This window comes from Paracoccus sp. (in: a-proteobacteria) (assembly GCF_030538695.1).
GTDB lineage: Bacteria > Pseudomonadota > Alphaproteobacteria > Rhodobacterales > Rhodobacteraceae > Paracoccus.
The window spans coordinates 80590-98481 of sequence record NZ_JAUNTN010000003.1 but is presented as its reverse complement, the minus strand read 5'-3'; the positions used below and the strand labels follow the sequence as shown (position 1 = coordinate 98481).

At 63.7% G+C, this 17892-nt stretch carries 16 protein-coding genes; 8 read left to right on the top strand and 8 right to left on the bottom strand.

The genetic code is table 11. From position 1 onward, the window contains the following. Positions 1 to 96: 96 nt before the first annotated feature. From Q4G24_RS02385 to Q4G24_RS02375, 3 genes are read right to left on the bottom strand one after another with little or no spacing between them, the layout of a single operon-like run. Positions 97 to 1263, bottom strand: coding sequence for an MlaD family protein (locus tag Q4G24_RS02385; RefSeq protein ID WP_303364905.1), 1167 nt, complete (start codon positions 1261 to 1263; stop codon positions 97 to 99). A gap of 3 nt (positions 1264 to 1266) precedes the next feature. Then, complete coding sequence (locus tag Q4G24_RS02380) at positions 1267 to 2004, bottom strand: ABC transporter ATP-binding protein (RefSeq protein WP_303364904.1); 738 nt, start codon at positions 2002 to 2004, stop codon at positions 1267 to 1269. Between the two features lie 26 nt (positions 2005 to 2030). Then, on the bottom strand, positions 2031 to 3140 hold the full coding sequence (locus Q4G24_RS02375; protein WP_303364903.1) for an ABC transporter permease: 1110 nt from the start codon (positions 3138 to 3140) through the stop codon (positions 2031 to 2033). A 242-nt stretch (positions 3141 to 3382) separates the two neighbouring features. On the opposite strand from Q4G24_RS02375, the gene Q4G24_RS02370 reads away from it, so the two are divergent. From Q4G24_RS02370 to mnhG, 6 genes are read left to right on the top strand one after another with little or no spacing between them, the layout of a single operon-like run. After that, a complete protein-coding gene (locus tag Q4G24_RS02370; RefSeq protein ID WP_303364902.1) occupies positions 3383 to 6307 on the top strand; it encodes a monovalent cation/H+ antiporter subunit A in 2925 nt (974 codons plus the stop codon). After that, positions 6304 to 6648, top strand: a complete 345-nt coding sequence (locus tag Q4G24_RS02365) for a Na+/H+ antiporter subunit C (RefSeq protein ID WP_303364901.1) — start codon at positions 6304 to 6306, stop codon at positions 6646 to 6648. Before Q4G24_RS02370 ends, Q4G24_RS02365 begins: the two co-directional genes overlap by 4 nt. Beyond that, positions 6645 to 8306 carry a monovalent cation/H+ antiporter subunit D gene (locus Q4G24_RS02360; protein WP_303364900.1) on the top strand — a complete coding sequence of 554 codons (1662 nt, stop codon included), beginning with the start codon at positions 6645 to 6647 and terminating at the stop codon, positions 8304 to 8306. The genes Q4G24_RS02365 and Q4G24_RS02360 overlap by 4 nt, the downstream gene beginning before the upstream one ends. Further along, a complete protein-coding gene (locus tag Q4G24_RS02355; RefSeq protein WP_303364899.1) occupies positions 8303 to 8803 on the top strand; it encodes a Na+/H+ antiporter subunit E in 501 nt (166 codons plus the stop codon). The genes Q4G24_RS02360 and Q4G24_RS02355 overlap by 4 nt, the downstream gene beginning before the upstream one ends. Then, positions 8800 to 9081, top strand: coding sequence for a K+/H+ antiporter subunit F (locus Q4G24_RS02350; protein ID WP_303364898.1), 282 nt, complete (start codon positions 8800 to 8802; stop codon positions 9079 to 9081). Before Q4G24_RS02355 ends, Q4G24_RS02350 begins: the two co-directional genes overlap by 4 nt. Then, on the top strand, positions 9078 to 9458 hold the full coding sequence (gene mnhG / locus Q4G24_RS02345) for a monovalent cation/H(+) antiporter subunit G (protein WP_303364897.1): 381 nt from the start codon (positions 9078 to 9080) through the stop codon (positions 9456 to 9458). Before Q4G24_RS02350 ends, mnhG begins: the two co-directional genes overlap by 4 nt. 371 nt (positions 9459 to 9829) lie before the next feature. Here mnhG and Q4G24_RS02340 read toward each other — a convergent pair whose 3' ends face one another. Both Q4G24_RS02340 and Q4G24_RS02335 read right to left on the bottom strand, forming a co-directional pair. Beyond that, on the bottom strand, positions 9830 to 12511 hold the full coding sequence (locus Q4G24_RS02340) for a molybdopterin-dependent oxidoreductase (protein ID WP_303364896.1): 2682 nt from the start codon (positions 12509 to 12511) through the stop codon (positions 9830 to 9832). A gap of 174 nt (positions 12512 to 12685) precedes the next feature. Next, positions 12686 to 13606, bottom strand: coding sequence for an AraC family transcriptional regulator (locus Q4G24_RS02335; protein WP_303364895.1), 921 nt, complete (start codon positions 13604 to 13606; stop codon positions 12686 to 12688). A 223-nt stretch (positions 13607 to 13829) separates the two neighbouring features. Here Q4G24_RS02335 and Q4G24_RS02330 point away from each other — a divergent pair, with 223 nt between their 5' ends. Then, positions 13830 to 14171 (top strand): carboxymuconolactone decarboxylase family protein, encoded by a 342-nt coding sequence (locus tag Q4G24_RS02330; RefSeq protein ID WP_303364894.1) that lies wholly within the window; start codon positions 13830 to 13832, stop codon positions 14169 to 14171. A gap of 367 nt (positions 14172 to 14538) precedes the next feature. Next, positions 14539 to 15339, top strand: a complete 801-nt coding sequence (locus tag Q4G24_RS02325; RefSeq protein ID WP_303364893.1) for a phosphodiesterase — start codon at positions 14539 to 14541, stop codon at positions 15337 to 15339. 11 nt (positions 15340 to 15350) lie between these two features. Here the strand turns inward: Q4G24_RS02325 and Q4G24_RS02320 are convergent, their stop codons facing one another. From Q4G24_RS02320 to Q4G24_RS02310, 3 genes are read right to left on the bottom strand one after another with little or no spacing between them, the layout of a single operon-like run. Beyond that, positions 15351 to 16247: a U32 family peptidase gene (locus Q4G24_RS02320; protein ID WP_303364892.1), complete on the bottom strand. Its 897-nt coding sequence runs from the start codon at positions 16245 to 16247 to the stop codon at positions 15351 to 15353. Between the two features lie 4 nt (positions 16248 to 16251). Continuing rightward, a complete protein-coding gene (locus Q4G24_RS02315) occupies positions 16252 to 17229 on the bottom strand; it encodes a peptidase U32 family protein (protein WP_303364962.1) in 978 nt (325 codons plus the stop codon). Beyond that, positions 17229 to 17780, bottom strand: a complete 552-nt coding sequence (locus tag Q4G24_RS02310; protein WP_303364891.1) for an SCP2 domain-containing protein — start codon at positions 17778 to 17780, stop codon at positions 17229 to 17231. Before Q4G24_RS02310 ends, Q4G24_RS02315 begins: the two co-directional genes overlap by 1 nt. Positions 17781 to 17892: the final 112 nt, after the last annotated feature.

Here is a 17892-nt window from a genome sequence, read left to right as displayed (position 1 = left end):
GACCTGAGCGCCCCCCAACGTCAAGCCAAGTGAGCGCATCTTAACGAAAAAACTTTGCTCAGACAATAAAATACCATGTCAGGGCAATGAGTTGCGCTACAACCGCAGCGAGCGCCGCAGCACCCGCACAAAGTCGGATATATCGCGGGTTACGCTGCGCAGGTCACGGGCCAGACCGGCAAACTGCGGCAACCCCTCGCGGGTAAAGGCTTCAACCCCCGGTGCAGCGCGGGCCACCATCACCTGAACCTGCCCCGCTGCGGCCTGCGCCGATTCCGCTGCGCCACGCACCCGGCCCAGAATGGTGGGCAGATCGGCGTTGACCCGTTCCAGCGTCGTGTTCAGCCGAGCCAGCGAGGCCCGCAAATCCTGTGCCACCGGCCCGACCTCGGTGTTGATGATGCGATCGGCCCCGTCCAGCGCACGGGTGGCGCTGTCGATGGCGGGCGTGGCGCTGGCCGACAGCGCCGACAGATCAGCCGCAGTCTGCGTCACCTGATCCGACAGCCGCCGCAAATCGCCCGCCATATAATCCTGTGCCTCGTTCAGTGCGCCGGTGGCGCTGTCGGCGGCGGTCTTGATCGAGATCAGCGCCTGCCCTGCACCATCGGCCAGCGGCACAATCTTGTCACCCACCCCCGCAAACTCATCGGCAACACGGGCAATGTTATTCGCCGCCGCCGACAAATCGTTCAGCGCCTGATCCAGATTTGCCGAGGAATGTTCGACATTGGTCAGGATATTGGCCACCCGCTGCTGATTGTCGGTGCCAAGCAACTGCGTCAACTGGTCAGCGACGGTGTTCAGGCGTTCGATAATCTCTGGCCCCTGATCGCCCAGCGTTTGCAGCACCGAGCGCGTCGCCGGGATCACCGGAACGCCCTCGGTCCCGTCCATCAGCAGCGGCGCATTGGGATTGCCCGGCGTGATGCCGACGATAGACAACCCGGTGACACCCTGCGCCTCAAGCGCGGCGGTCGAGTTACGGCGCACCGGTGTATCGGCCCTGACCTCCAGCCGGACGCGGACCCGGCCCTGCTGCTGTTCCGACAAGGCCATATCCACGACCTGCCCCACCGGAAGCCCCGCAAAACGCACCTGAGAGGCGATGTCCAGCCCCGACACTTCGGTGAAATACACGTCGTAATAGTCGAACTGACGGTTGGTTTCGTAATTCGCAAACCACAACAGGAAACCCAGAATCCCCAGGAACCCCGCAATGGTGAAACCGCCGATCAGGACGTAATTGGCTTTGTTTTCCATCCGTTACTCCTTTACAGCGGCGGCAGCGCGGGCGCGGGGACCGTTGAAATATTCCCGCATCCACGGGTTATCATAACGGGCCAGATCATCCATGGTGCCGGTTGCCAGAACGCGCTTGTCCGACAGAACCGCAATCCGGTCGCAGCAGGCCCGCAGCGTATCCAGATCATGCGTAATCAGGAACACGGACAGGTTCAGCGCATCGCGCAGACTGACGATCAGCCGGTCAAAGGCCGTCGCGCCAATCGGGTCCAGCCCGGCGGTCGGTTCATCCAGAAACACCACCTGCGGGTCCAGCGCCAGCGCCCGCGCCAGACCGGCCCGCTTGCGCATCCCGCCAGACAGCTCAGAGGGGTATTTCTCGCCCGCCGACCACGGCAACCCGGCCATTGAGATTTTCAGATCCGCCAACCCGTCCAGCACTTGCGGCGGCAGGTCCAGCACTTCGCGCAGCGGCACCTGCACGTTTTCCCGCACCGTCAGCGCCGAGAACAGCGCACCATCCTGAAACATCACCCCCCAGCGGCGTTCAACGCTGCGGCGCTGGTCCGATGTGGCGCGGGCCATATCCACGCCAAAGGCCCGCACGGTCCCACCATCAGGCTGTTTCAGCCCGACAATCGTGCGCAGCAGCACCGACTTTCCGGTGCCCGAACCGCCGACGACGCCCAAAATCTCGCCCCGCTTCAGGTCAAGGTCCAGATTGTCATGGATCACATGCCGCCCGAACTGCGTGCGCAAGCCCCTGACTTCAATGACGTTTTCGGCTACCACCCCACCTCCGAGAAGAACACCGAGAACAGCGCATCCACAAGGATCACCGCAAAGATCGCCCGCACCACGGCGGATGAGGTCATCTGCCCCAGCGATTCCGCATCCTTGCCCACGCTCATACCCGCATGACAGCCGATCACCCCGATAATCACCGCAAAAACCGGGGCTTTCATCAGGCCAACGGCGGCATTGTTCAGCCCAGTGTCCTGAATCATCCGCACCACGAACAGGCCGGGCGAGATGCCAAGCGTCACCCATGACATAATGATACCGCCAAGGATACCCGCCAGATTGGCAATCAGCCCCAGAATGGGCAGGGTGATAATCAGCGCCAGCACCCGCGGCACAACCAGCACCACATCAGGATCAAGGCCCAGCGTGCGCATGGCGTCGATTTCCTCGCGCATTTTCATCGACCCGATCGAGGCCGTCAGCGCCGAGGCCGTCCGCCCCGCCACGATAATTGCGGTCAGCAGGATGCCAAGCTCACGCAGGATGGAAATGGCAATCAGATCGACGACAAAGATTTCCGCGCCAAACTGTTTCAGCAGCGTGGCCCCCTGAAAAGCGATCACCACCGCGATCAGGAACGACATCAGCGCCACAATCGGCACCGCCCGCAGCCCGGTTTCCTGCGCATGATGCACAAGCGAGGCAAAGCGGAACTGGCCAGGATGGCGAATACAGCGGCCAAGCGCGGCCAGAAACCGGCCCAGATATTCGGCAAGCGAAACCAGTAACAGCCATGTTTCCAGCGTGTTACGGCCCATGCGCTCCAGCAGGCGGCGCGGCCATGGCGCGGCGGGGGACTGAGGTTCGGGCTGAGGCATGGCAGCGGTCACACTGTCCAGCAGCGCATGATGCCGGTCGGAAAGTCCCTGGATCTGCGTCCCACCCGCCACCCGGCCTGCCAGATACCACGCCCCTGCGGTATCCAGACGCGACAGCCCCGACAGGTCCAGCCGGGCCGCCCGCTCCAGCCCGGCAGGCAGCGCGGCCAGCGCCGCGACCGTCAGATCACCAGACAAATGTGCCTGATCGCCCTGCACATGCAGGCGCAGAGGCTGATTCTCGTCAGCTTCGGCAGCAGACCGGGCGGGCATAAGAAATCCTTAATCTTTTGGGGTCATATTGCGCGTGTTGCAGCGATTCGGGAAACCAAAAATGATAAATTGAAAAATGTCACGCATGTGATCTACAGCTTGCTTGCGGACGGACCGCAATCTGCTTAGACGAAACATATCTTCATATCATGCCCTCGGGTTCTGGCATACCGTTTCGCATACCGAAGCGGGGTGCGCTTGATAACCCCACACGGGCCACCAGCCAAGGATACCTCGACCGGATGATTGCCGAGAACCTGCTGACGCTGATGGTTTTACTGCCCTTTCTCGGGGCGATCGTCGCAGCAACCATGCCGGGCGACGCGCGCAATGCGCTGACCGGCGTATCCGCCGTCGTCATGGTGGCGATGCTTGGCATCCTGTTCGGGTTGCGCGATTTCATCGGTGACGGCGCGGTGGTCTCGACCACAATCCGCTGGGTGGACAGTCTTGGCCTGAACCTGCGGTTCCGCATCGACGGTTTTGCCTGGCTGATGATGATGCTGGTCGCCGGTATCGGCCTGCTGGTGGTGGTCTATGCCCGCTGGTATATGTCAGAGGATGACGCCGCCTCGCGCTTCCATGCTGCGATCCTGACCTTTACCGGCGCCATGACCGGGGTTCTTTTGTCCGGCAATATCATCATGCTGGTGGTTTTCTGGGAACTGACCAGTCTGGCGTCATTCGTGCTGATTTCTTACTGGCACCAAAAGCCCGAGGCACGACGTGGTGCAAGGGTGGCGCTGACGGTAACGGCGGCGGGAGGGCTGTGTCTGCTGGTCAGCATGGCGATGATCGGCCACATCGCGGGCAGTTTCGAACTGGACATCGTGCTGGCGCGCGGTGCCGTGATCCGGGCGCATCCGCTGTACGAACCGATCCTGTTCCTGTTCCTGCTGGCCGCCTTTACCAAATCGGCTCAGTTTCCGTTCCATTTCTGGCTGCCCAATGCGATGGCCGCCCCAACGCCGGTTTCGACGTTTCTGCACTCGGCCACCATGGTCAAGGCCGGGGTGTTCTTGCTGGTGCGGTTCTTCCCCGTGCTTGGCGGCACCGATATGTGGTTCTTCCTCGTGACCGGCATCGGCATGATTACCCTGACGATGGGGGCTGTCACCGCACTGTTCCGGCATGATCTGAAAGGCTTGCTGGCCTATTCCACGATCAGCCACCTTGGCCTGATTACCGCGCTGGCCGGAATCGGCAGCCCGGCCGCCATCATTGCGGCGATCTTCCACATCGTGAACCATGCCGTGTTCAAGGCATCGCTGTTCATGTCGGCGGGCATCATCGACCACGAAACCGGCACCCGCGACATGCGCCGCCTTTCGGGGCTGCGGCGCTGGCTGCCAATCACCTCGACACTGGCGATCGTGGCGGCGGCTTCAATGGCTGGGGTGCCGCTGCTGAACGGGTTTCTGTCCAAAGAGATGTTCTTCGACGTGGCGCAGCACTGGAACAACGGTTCGATGCTGGATAACGCCCTGCCGTGGATTGCGGTATTCGCCAGCGCCTTCAGCGTCGCTTATTCACTGCGCTTTATCCTGAAGGTCTTTTTCGGCCCGCCCGCAACCGCGCTGCCGGTCATGCCGCCGCATGAGCCTCCTGTCGCCATGCGCCGCCCGGTCGAGCTGCTGGTGTTCCTGTGCCTTGGCATCGGCCTGTTCCCGGCGCTGCTGCTGGGTGCGGCGCTGCAAGACGCGGGGCAATCCGTGCTTGGCGCGGCAATGCCTGCTTTCAGCCTCAAGCTGTGGCACGGCTGGAACCTGCCGCTGATGATGAGCATTGTGGCCTTTGCCGCAGGCGTGGCGATTTATCTGCTGACCCGCCGCCGACTGAACCGCAGCACCCCCGGCACGCCCGAACGGCACTATATCGACGGGCTGGCCCTGTTCGACCGGCTGCAACGCGCCCTGACCGCGCAGGCTGCACCGGCGCTGCACCGGCTGATGACGGCTGCCAGCCTGCAAACCCAGCTTCGTGCCGTGGTGCTGGTGACGCTGGCGCTGACCGCGCTGGTGTTACCGGGGACCGAATGGGTGCCTGCGGTTCCCGCTTTTGGCACATCCGAGGCTGTCTTTGCCCTGCTGTGGCTGATCGGTGCGGTCTGCGCCATCGGCACGGCCTGGCAGGCGAAATACCACCGCTTTGCGGCGCTGGTCATGCTGGGCGGCGTCGGGCTGATGACGGTGATCACATTTGCATGGCTTTCGGCCCCGGATCTTGCCGTGACGCAGCTCGTGGTCGAAATCACCACCACCATTCTGCTGCTGCTGGGCCTGCGCTGGCTACCACAGCGCAGCAGCGCCATTCCCGGCGACCGTGACCTGTCGGCACATATCCGGCGCGGGCGTGATCTTGCGATTGCGGTTGCCGGCGGGCTTGGGGTGACGGCTGTTGCCTATGCGGTCTTTGCCTCGCGTGCGGTGCCGGGTGTGGGCGACTGGTTCCTGCGCAATGCCTATTCCGAGGGCGGCGGCACCAATGTCGTCAACGTGATTCTGGTCGATTTCCGGGCCTTCGATACTTTTGGCGAAATCGTCGTTCTTGGCACGGTGGGACTGACCATCTTTGCCCTGCTGCGCCGGTTCCGTCCCGCCCCGGAAAGCGCCGAACTGCCCCGCGCCCGGACCGGGGACGGCCTGCCTGCCGAAAAGCTGATCGCGGTGCCGGCGCTGATGATGCGCTGGATGTTCCCGGTGACGATCCTGCTGGCGGCCTATTTCTTCCTGCGCGGTCACGATCTGCCGGGCGGTGGCTTTGCTGCCGGGGTCACGCTGGCAATCGGTCTGACGCTGCAATATATCGCCTCGGACGTGCGCTGGATCGAGGATCGCCTGCTGGTGCTGCCAGTTCTGTGGATTGCCTTTGGCCTGTCCATGGCGGTTCTGGTCGGGCTTGGGTCGTGGCTGTTCGGCTATCCGTTCCTGACCGCCCATGCGCAATATATCACCCTGCCGGTTGTCGGGCAGGTGCCTGCCGCCACGGCGATGCTGTTCGATCTGGGCGTGTTTGCAGTCGTCGTCGGGTCCACCACGCTGATCGTGATTGCGATTGCACACCAGACCTTGCGCGTCAGCGCCGCCAAACCGCGCCGCAAGCCCGAGCCTGAACCCACCGCCACCGAGGCGACCACCGACACGACCCCTGACGGAGCCGCCACATGAGTCTGATCCTTGCACTTGCCATCGGAACCCTTGCCGGGTCTGGGATCTGGCTGCTGATGCGGCCCCGGACCTTTCAGGTGATTTGCGGGCTGTCGCTGCTGGCCTATGCGGTCAACCTGTTCATCTTTGGCGTCGGCCGCCCGCGGGTGGGGGCGCCGCCGGTGATGCCCAAGGGCTATATCATCAACCCCGCCAACTATGCCGACCCGGTGCCGCAGGCGCTGGTGCTGACGGCCATTGTTATCAGCTTTGCCACGACGGCGCTGTTTCTGGTGGTGCTGCTGGCTGCGCGCGGCATGACCGGCACCGACCATGTCGACGGGAAGGAGCGCCGCCCGTGATCCCCGGCCTGAAACCCGAACATCTGCTTATCGCCCCCTTGCTGATCCCGCTGATTGCCGGGGCGCTGATGCTGTTTTATGACGACCGCCGCCGCTGGATGAAGGCGGGGCTTGGCACGGCTTCGGTTATCGCGCTGCTGGCCGTCTCGTGGGAGTTGATCCGTCAGGCCGGGGATGACGCCACCCTGCGGGTCTATCTGCTGGGCAACTGGCCGGTGCCGATGGGCATTGTGCTGGTGCTGGACCGGCTGTCGGCGCTGATGGTGATGCTGACCGCGCTGTTGGCGCTGCCCGCGCTGATCTTTTCCATGGCGGGCTGGCAGGGCAAGGGCCAGCATTTCCATTCATTGTTCCAGTTCATGCTGTTCGGTATGAACGGGGCCTTTATGACCGGCGACCTGTTCAACCTGTTCGTCTTTTTCGAGGTGATGCTGGCCGCCTCTTACGGCCTTGTCCTGCACGGCTCGGGGGCCGAAAGGATCAAGGCCGGACTGCATTACATTGCCATCAACCTGACCGCCTCGCTGCTGTTCCTGATCGGGGTGGCGCTGATCTATGGCGTCACCGGCACGCTGAATATGGCGCAACTGGCGCAGCTTGCCGGGCGGCTGTCCGACGGGCAGATGCCGCTGTTCCACGCTGGCGCGGCCTGCCTTGGACTGGCCTTTCTGATCAAGGCCGGGATCTGGCCGATGGGCTTCTGGCTGCCGCGCGTCTATTCCACGGCGGCCGCGCCGGTGGCCGCGATGCTGGCGCTGATGTCAAAGGTTGGGGTTTACGCGGTGCTGCGCATGGCGCTGCTGTGCTTTGGCCCCGAAGGTGCGGACCCCGGTTTCGGCGGGCCACTGCTGCTGGCGGCAGGGCTTATCACAATGATTTATGGTGGTTTCGGCGTGTTGTCCGGGCCGATCGCGCAGCGGGTGGCGCATGTGGCGCTGATCTCCTCGGGGACGCTGATCGCAATGATTGGTGTCGCGTTGCTGGGCGGCGGGCCACGGATGCTGGGCGGGGCGCTGTATTATCTGGCTGGCTCGACTCTGGCGGTCAGCGCCATGCTGCTGATCGCAGACGTCGTGAACCGTCAGCCCGAAAAAAAGCCCGAGGATGACCCGGACGATCAGGACGAAGACCCCCTGGAGGCGCTGCGTTGGGGACCGATGGGCCTTGGCGCGGTCGAGGATGACGACGCCCCGGTGACAGCCATGCCCGGTTCGCTGATGACCATGGCGGCGCTGTTTGCCACCCTGACCGCCGTTCTGGCCGGGCTACCGCCCTTCAGCGGGTTCATTGGCAAATTCGCCATGATTTCCGGGGTTTTCTCTACGGCAGGAACGGACAGCGGACTGCCGCCGGTGGCCGTCTTGTTCATCGTGACGCTGATCGGCACCGGCTTTGCCGTGCTGCTGTCCTTCATGCAGTTCGGCATCAGCCGGTTTTGGGTGCAAGAAGATCACCCCCGCGTGCTGGCGCTGGAAATCGTGCCGGTCACGATTCTGGTGGCGGTGCTGGTGCTGCTGGCCTTCCGCGCCGAACCGGCCATGCGCATGACCCTGCGCGCCGCTGATGGCTTGCTGGAGGGGCGCTATTCCCAAACCGTCATGTCGGTGCGCCCGGTTGACCCCGCGCCCGCCCCCGATACCGGAGACGCCGCGCCATGATGCTGCAACGCCCGTTTCTGTCGCTTGGCCTGATTCTGCTGTGGCTGATGCTGTCCGGTTTCAGCATCGGCAATCTGGTGCTTGGCGTGCTGATCGCCGGGGTCGCCGTTCTTGCATCTGCCCCGCTGGAGCTGCCGCGCAGCCGTTTCCCGCGCCTCTGGCCTCTGATCCGGCTGGCCGGCCGGGTCTCGGTGGACATTGTGCGCTCGAATATCGGGGTGGCGCGGGTGGTGCTGGCCGGGCCGGATTACGCGGACCGCCATTCTGGTTTTCTGGACATCCACATCGACCTGAAAGACCCCAATGCGCTGGCGCTGCTGGCTATCATCCTGACCGGCACCCCCGGCACCGCATGGCTGGATTATCGCGCCGATGAGGGCGAAGACGCCTTGGGCGGGCGGTTGCTTCTGCATATTCTCGACCTCGACGACCCCGAATATTGGCGCGAAGTGGTTTGCAACCGCTATGTTCGCCTGCTGAAGGAGGCATTTGAATGAGCCACAGCCTGCTAAGCTATGCGCTGATCTATGCGCAATTCGCACTGGTCATCGGCGGGATGCTGGCCTGCTGGCGGGTGGTGGCCGGGCCGCGCGCGCATGACCGGGTGTTGGGTATTGATACGCTGTATATCAATATCATGCTGCTGACGCTGGTCATCGGTATCCGCGCCGGATCGCCGTTCTTTTTCGAAGTCGCCGCCGTCATTGCCTTTCTGGGCTTTGCCGCGACCGTGGCGCTGGCCAAGTTCCTGCTGCGTGGTGAGGTGATCGAATGACCGATCTGGCCAGCCTGCCCCCGATCATCGCCATTGCCGCCGCAATCCTGCTGGTCATCGGCTCAACCCTGACACTGCTGGGCAATATCGGGCTGGTGCGGTTCCGCAGCTTTTACCAGCGGCTTCACGCACCGACCCTTGGCACAAGCTGGGGAACGGCGGCGGTGTTTCTGGCCTCGATGCTGATTATCGGACAGGGAGACATCAACCGCGCCATCAGCGACCTGACCATCGGCATTTTCGTGATGATTACCATGCCGATTGCGCTGCTGATCCTTGGCCGCACCGCGCTGCGCCGCCAGCCGCCGAAAACCGACACCCTGCCCGATGAGGCGCTGGACCCGCCCTTGGATAAGGACGACCACCCGCCGCTGTAGAGGCGGCAAGAGCAGGCTGTTCCCAAGCGCCACAGGCCACAAAGTCCAAAGACAGCACCACGGACGGATGGCCCCGCACGTCATTCTGTCCACATCTGGCAGCCCATAAGCCTTCCGGGTGTCCCCCTGAGGCCCCTTTTGCTTGACCCCGGCGCGGTTCCCGTTCTGGCAAGCCCACTCCTTGACCGGGAAACCAGCCGCCATACGCCCGATAACCCCGCAAAATGCGGTGGCTTCATCCGGCAGCAGGCCATTATCCATCTGTATGAGGGAAAGCCCGCCGCAAAGACCGTCTGTCAAAGCGGCGGCAGTTTGCGGCATTACGCCCAAAGGCACAGCGGGCAAGGAAACCCCTGCCCGCTGCAAAGACCTTACGGTTTCGGTGCGTCGGATGCGTGCTGCATCAGGAACTCGGTCACCAGCGCCGCGTCAGCATCCTCCAGACCGGCATTCGGGATCATGGACGGCAGGATGCCGCGCCATTGCAGCTGCGTGAACGCCCCCGGATCGCGCGGGCCGTGGCAGACGGTGCAAGCCTCATAGAACAGTCGCTCGCCCGGCTGCATATCGGCATAAAGCGCCGCAACCAGATCCTGCATCCGCTCCAGCCCGAGGCTGGCCTCGTCGATCTCGGGAATCTCCAGATCAGTGATGATCTGCGGACCTTCAAAGGCGCGGTTCGGACGTTCGGGATCTTCGCATTTGCGCAGCCACGCCAGACAGGTATTGGCCGAGGTCGCTTCGGACAGACCCGACGCCCGCACGGTCGAGGTGATAAAGTTCACCTGCCCGCCGTTGCAGCGGCCCTTGCTGTCCACATCCGGCCAACCGCCTTCATAGATCGACATGACGCCCGGCATGATCTCATCCGACAGGATCGCCCCGGCAATCACCGTTCCGCGGTCGTTATACAGTTCCACGATGTCGCCATCGGTGATCCCGCGGGCCTCGGCGTCCTGACGGTTAATCAGCACGGGTTCGCGACCCTGCACCATATACATATTGCGCAGGCTTTCGCTGTTGGCCATCTGGCTGTGCAGGCGATACCACGGATGCGGGCTGACGACGTGCAACTGCCCTTCCTTGGCGTTGCCCAGATATTCATGCGGTTCCATCCAGATCGGCATACCGGGGCAGTCATCATGCCCCATCCGGGCGATGGATTCGCAGAACATCTCGATCTTGCCGGATTCGGTGTGCAGCGGGTTCTCCTCGGGGTTCTCATAGAAGGCCCCGTGACGCACCCAGGACCGTGCCTTTTCCGGCATCGGCAGGCGGACATAGCCCTTTTCCCAGAACTCCTCGAACGGGACGGTCTCAGCCGCGCTGGTGCGGTCATAGGCCGCGCGCAGGTGGTCCATATACTCCAGCCCGTCGGTGAATTGCTGCTCAACACCCAGATAGGCGCCCAGCTCGGCAAAGATGTCGTAATCCGATTTCGATTCCGCCACCGGGTCGATGATCTTCTTCATCGCATAAACCCGGTCGTTGGAATAGAACCCGCCGGATGACAGGTCATCGCGTTCCACCGGGCTGTTCGCGGCCATGATGATGTCGGCCCATTGCGTTGCCGCGCACCACCACACGTCCTGACAGACGATGGTGTCCACCTTTTCCAGCGCTTTGATCAGCCGGTTCACGTCCTGCTGGTGGGACATGAAATTGTTGCCGGCGTTATAGATCATCTTCACATCGGGATAGGTGTTCGGATTGCCGTTATAGCTGAACGCCATGCCGGGATTTTCCAGCATTTCAGTGATACGGCTGGCCGGGCAGACGGTCTTGGTGAAGTTCTTGCCCTGCGCCAGCCCGCGCGGCACACGATGGCCCGATTGCGGCATCCCGCCGCCACCAAAGTGCCACGAGAAACCAACCCCCTCACCCGGCTTACCGATCTTACCCAGCAGCGCGGCAAAGTTGATGATAACCCAGTGGGTCATTTCCCCGTGCTGCGCGCGTTGCAGCGACCACGCGCCTGCAAACTGCGTCTTTCTGGTGGCAAACAATTCGGCCAGTTCGCGGATTTTGGCCGCGTCGATGCCGCAGATGGCGGCGGCCCATTCCGGGGTTTTCGGGGTGCCGTCATCCTCGCCCTTGACATAGGCGATCCAGCGGTCGCTGCCGGTGGTATATTTTGCCAGATAGGCGTCGTCCTGCCAGCCGTTTTCCAGAACGTGATACGCCATGCCAAGGAACAGCGGCACATCGGTGTTCGGGATGATCTTCAGCCATTCCGCGTTCAGATAGGCGTCTGACGCGGTTTTCTGCGGGTTGATCGACAGGAACTGCACGCCCGCATCGCGGATCATTTCCCACGGCGCGGACATGCCGTGATCGGCCACGCGGTTTTCGATCCGGTTGTTCTTGATCGGGTCGCAGCCCAGCAGAACGAAAACTTCGGTATTGTCACGGATGACCTCCCACGCGGTTTGCGGCGAGAACACCTCCATATCCCCGATGATATGGGGCAGCGCGATCTCGCTGGCGCCGCCGGACCAGTCGCCCACGGTAATGGTGCAGCCGCCCAGCAGGTTGAACAGCCGCCCTTGCAGCACGTTGGGACGCATGGTGCCGGAATGGCTCCACCCACCATAGGACGAGCTGAACACGGCCTCATTCCCATGTTCTGAAATGGTGTCCACAATGGCTTTCGCGGCCAGCTTATAGGCGGTGTCCCAATCGACGCGGACAAAGGGTTCCTTGCCGCGCAGTTCCGGTTTGGTGTCACCGGTTTGCCAGCCTTCCAGATAAGATTTGCGCACCATCGGATAGTTGATGCGGGTCTTTTCGTCATAGGTCCGGTCAATGATGCCATGGGTCAGCATCTCGGTCGGGCGGCCGTCCAGCTCGGCCAGCGGGTTGACGGCAACCATCCTGCCATCCTTCACCACGGCCTCGAACGGGCCATAGTGGCTGGCGCTGAACACGCGCCCCTGACGGAAGGTGTTGGGGTCCATATTGGCCAGCGCCGACGTGCCAAGCAGCGCGCTGGTGCCGGTCAGCGCCAGCCCGCCAAAGATAAAGCCGCGGCGTGTGGGTTGGTGGAAGGACATGGTTGCTCCTCTCATATTCAGCGCGTGTCCCGGCCATGGGATCAGAGAGAGCGCGGCAAACTTTGATGCGGATCAAACCGGGGTCCGGTTCATATCGGGCGTCTTACAGATAGGGTTCGTCTGTCTGATCGAAATATCCCAGAAAACATAACGCCTTACACGACCGCGATTCGATCACGCGGCAGGCTGGTTGACCTCGGCGGCATAGCGGCGGCGGGCGGTGGTCGGGGTCATGCCCACCTGCCGGGCAAATGCCTTGCCAAAGGAAATCTCGCAGGAATAGCCCATATCATGCGCGATTTCCGCCACCGAACGGGTGCTGCCACGCAATTGCTGCAAGGCAAGCTGACAGCGGATCGCCAGCAGGGTCTCGGCCGGGCCGCGGTTGGCGCGTTCGGCAAAGCGGCGGGCAAAGGTGGCGCGTGACATGGCGACTTCGGATGCCAGCGAGGCCACGGTCCAGGGTTTTTCCGGGTGCCGATACATGGTGATGACTGCGGGTGCCAACGCCGGATCGCCCAACAGCGCAATGATACCGTGATCCGGGTCCGGCAACGACAGGCTTTGCCGCAGGGCCAGCACGAACAACACCGTGGTCAGCGAGGTGACGATCTCGGTTGCACCGGCATGGCGGGCCTCGGCCTCGCGGCGGATCAGCCGGGTAATGGCGTCCAGCTCGCCCGCGCCGAAATCCGGGGTCAGGTGCAGCACCGGCGGCAGCCCGTCGAACACCATCGGCCCGATCAGCCGGTCATAGCCGAACCGCCCGCAGAGCAGGTCCAGTTCCGGCGGCTGCTCGCCTTCAGGCGCGAACAGCCCGGCAGCACGGCGCATCTGCGCTGGTCCCCGGCCATTGGCATTGCGCAGCCGGTGCGCCGCCCCCTGCGGCAGAAGGATGACCGAACCGGCCCCGGCCACGAAATCCGGCTGCCCCGGCACATCGACCTGCACCCGCCCGGCCAGAACGATGTGAAAAACCGCCTCGCCCACGGGCGAAGGGTCATGGTCCACGAAGCAATCGCCCGACATATGACAGCGCAAATCCAGCGACCCGCTGAGGTCACACAGGCTGACAAGATCACCGACAATATCCATCAGATCCTCGGGGTTTCGCGGGTGGTTACGTTCAGGCGCTGACAATATGCCTGCGAAGCGGGGCAAGCACAGGGTTCAGGCGTCTTGCATAACTGTCAGATCGTCTCAACCCGCTGAGCCAGCACGATTGAGACGTTTAGACATGAAATCCTTTGCATCGGACATGGAAAAGCGCGGGCCACCACTTAGCTTGATCCTGTCACACCCATAACAGAGGCACGCCATGCTGAACTGGAAAGACTATCGCAAGCAACTGATGACCCGCATCGGTGACATCGGCAAGCGCAGCCCGGCAACCGTCAAGGGATATCAGATGCTGTCCGGCGCCGGGGCGGAAACCGGGCATCTGGACGCCAAAACCCGCGAGCTGATCTCGCTGGCGGTCGCCGTCACCACCCGTTGCGACGGCTGCATCGCCGTTCACGCAGCCGAAGCGGTCAAGCAGGGCGCGACCCAGGACGAGATCGCCGAAGCCCTTGGCGTCGCCGTCGCCATGAACGCCGGAGCCGCAATGGTCTATTCGGCCCGCGCCATGGATGCCGTCGCCGATGTGATCGAAGGCTGACAAGTCGCGTCCTTGGGCCGGCTATCCGGGCGGCGATTCCGTGCGCATCTGGCGCACGCAGCGCGACATCATCGGCACGGTGATGCGCGGCGAGGTCTCGCCCGAGGATGGGCTGAAGCAGATCGTCGATGAAACCAACGCGTTGATGAAATAACCGCATCGGGCGGGGCTGTCGCGGCCCCGCCTCCCTCGCGAGGATCATCCGGATCACCGCCGCGACTGCCTTGCCAAAGGGCCACTTTTGGCAAGGTGATGAACGGGCCGCATCGGGGGAACCACCCGGACACCGCGACCGATCCGTTGCGCCGGATGCCCCCTTCAGAGCGTCGGTAAACCGGCCAGATCCCCGCCCCAGACAGAGGCCAGCATGAAAATCATCCAGATCACCGACACCCATCTGCTGCCGCCCGGCGAAACGCTGTGGGGGATCGACCCTGCGGCGCAGTTACGGCTTGCGCTTGACGACATCCGCACCCGCCATGCCGACGCCGATCTGCTGGTGATAACCGGCGATCTGTGCAACGATGGCGACCCCTCGGCCTATGCCATGCTGCGCAAGATGCTGGAGGGGCTGCCCTTCGCGGTCAGGCTGATGCTGGGCAATCACGACGCGCGCCCGGCCTTTCTGGACGCCTTTTCCGATCATCCCCGCGACGGGGCCGGTTTCGTGCAATCATGGCTGGACAGCGATTTCGGGCGGCTGCTGTTTCTGGACAGCCACCACCCGGCCACCATCGGCGGTCGCTATTGTGCCGCACGTCTTTCGTGGCTGCGCGAGGCTTTGGGCGGCGCGGGCGAACAGCCGGTCACGGTGTTCATTCACCATCCGCCGGTTGTGGACGGTCTGGCCCATTTCGCCCGCATCGGGCTGCATGATGCGGATGCGGTCATGTCCACCCTGCACGCCCATCCGGGCGGCATCCGTCATATCGTCTTTGGCCATATCCATGTGCCGCTGACCGGCACCACCGCTGACGGCATCACCTTCAGCTCGGGTCAGGCCAATGCACATCGCTTTGTCACCGACCTGAACGACCCGACGCCGTTCTGGACCGGTGGGAACCCCTGCTATCGCATCCTGACACTGGATCAGACCGGCTTTCGCGCCTATGGGGCCGAGGTCGGACAGCCCCGCATCGCGGACAGCCGGTTCTGCGAGGGACCATAACCCATCCGCCGCTACCGGCCTGCGGAATAATCCGTGCCGCTTGGTCCCATCAGGAAACCATCCGACAGCCGCCCCAGCGGCACCGAGGTTTTCAGCATCCCGGTCAGGCTGGCAGCGTCGGTCTGACCGGCCAGCAGGGCCTCATAGCCCCGCACCACCCCGGCAAAGTCGCGGCTTTGCGGTGACAGGCGCAGGGCCGAGACGCCCGCCTCTTGCAGCGCCTGCACATGATGGGCGGCCGTAGCGGTGGATTGGCTGAGCGTCTGGATTCCGTTCACAGCAAGGAAGGGCTGGCCGTCCAGCGTCTCGACATCGCGCCCGTCCGGGTCATCGCCGCAGACGAACTGGCAACTGTCCTTGGCCCGGTCATGCAGCCGCGCGTGATAACAGCGGCCCGACACCGCCAGCGGCAGGCGACCGTGGCCCCAGACCTCGACCGCCACACCCGCATCCTGACCCGCCGCCGCCAGCGCCGCAACCGAGGCCAACGGCAGTTCCGGCGGCAGGCAGATGCGCGTGGCCCCGCGCCGGGCCAGAACGTCCAGCGTGCCTTCGTTATAGACGTTCACCAGCGGCCCGACCCAGATTTCATGCCCCTGCGGCACATGATGCAGCACCGCAAGGTCGTTGATCTCGACCGGCAGGCCCATCTCCATCAGGTCAGCGGTCAGCTTGCGTTCGCGTTTCAGGGTAATCAGCGCCAGCGTGGTCAGCGCCACCTGCTTTCCGGCCTGCTGCAAGACCTCGATCGCGCCGGGGATTTCCTGTTCCCAGAACGGCAGGCGCTTGGAACAGACCAGCTCGCCCAAGACCACCCGCGCGGCGGGGGTGGCAGCCATGTCGGCGTAAAAGCTGCGGACGGTTTCAGCGGGCCAGAAGAACTGGTTGGCCCCAATCGTCAGGTCCATGCCGTTATCTCCATGTTTTTGCATAGGCGCCGGTGGTCGCGGACTGGCCTTCGGTCAGCCGCGCAAGCGCACCCACGGGCAACGGCTGACCCGCCGCCTCGGCCTCGACTGCGGCGCGAAAGGTGCGCACGACCTCGGCCACATAGGCGCGTGACCGCTGGCGGCCCTCGATCTTCAGCGCGGTAACGCCCGCCTTGGCCAGCGCCGGGATCAGTTGCGTGGCGTCAAGACTGACCGGGTCTTCAAACACATGGCCGGTCTGCTCGCCCGAGGTAAAGCAGCCCTTGCACAGCGTCGGATAGGGTGCGGGATGCCCCGGCGGGGTCTTGTGGATGGTAAAGCCGCCCAGCCGCGCCCGCAGCCCGTCAGCTTCCTCGCTGTAGACCACATGGCTGGCCGGAGAGCAGACGCCGTTCATATTCGGCGATTTCCCGGTGGCATAAGAGGACAGCGAACAGCGCCCCTCGGCCATGACGCACAACCCGCCGAACACGAACACCTCGGTTTCCACGTCGATTTCGCGGTTGATGGCGCGGATTTCATCCACCGTCAGCACCCGCGGCAGAACGACACGGCGCACCCCGAACGCCTCAGCGTAAAAGTTGATCGCGTCGGGGTTGGCCGCCGCCGCCTGCACCGACAGGTGACGGCGCAGGTTCGGGTGATGGGTGGCGGCATGATCCAGCAGGCCAAGGTCGGCCAGAATCACCGCATCCGCCCCGGCGGCCTCGGCATTGGCGACGGCACGATGCCAGATCGCAGCCGCCCCGGCGCGGGGAAAAGTGTTGATCGCCACCAGCACCTTGGCCCCACGCGCATGGGCATAGGCGACGCCCTCGGTCATTTCCTCGGGGGAAAAGTTCAGCCCCGGAAAATTGCGGGCATTGGTGTCATCGGCAAAGCCGCAATAGACCGTATGCGCCCCGGCATCGACGGCGGCGCGCAGGGCTGCGGGTGTGCCGGCCGGGCAAACCAGTTCCATCATGCGAATCCCTCCTGTTCGGCGCGGTGCAGGAGCAGCCCGCTGAGTTTTTCGACCACAGCAACCAGACGGCGCAGCGGCGGCGCAAAGGGGCCGGAAAGCTGCGCCAGCTCTTCGGTCAGGTCCAGCTCGGCATCGTCCAGCGCGTTGCGCAGGGCCAGAACGGCCTCGGTATCGCCTTCGATGGTCAGGTCGCGGGCAAAAAACAGCGCATCCCCGTCGAACTGGCCATGCAGCATCCCCACCAGCGCCGCCACCGGCCCGGCAATCCGGGCGTCAGCCTGCGGCGCATGATGGCGGCGGTGCGCGGTGATGCGCGGTCCCGCCGCCGGGTCCATCAACAGCGTGAACGGCAGGTCGGTCGGGTCAATCAGCACCTTGCGGCTGGCATAATCACCGAGGCGGCGCAGCAGCCCCGGATGCTGGTCCGAAATCCGCGCTGCAAACCGGCTTAGCCCCACCCCCAGCAGCGGCAAGGGCAGCGGGCGAAGCGCAAGGGCAATCGGACGCGGACAACGCGGAACGTCGGTTGCGTGATGGTCGGCGGGCATGGGCATCCTTTCCTGTCGCGGGTCAGGCTAACCCTGCCGCACGGGCCGGGACTTGACCGAAGGCAAGTCTTTACCCCGCACCCGCATGTTAGCCATGAGGCAGGCTGACACA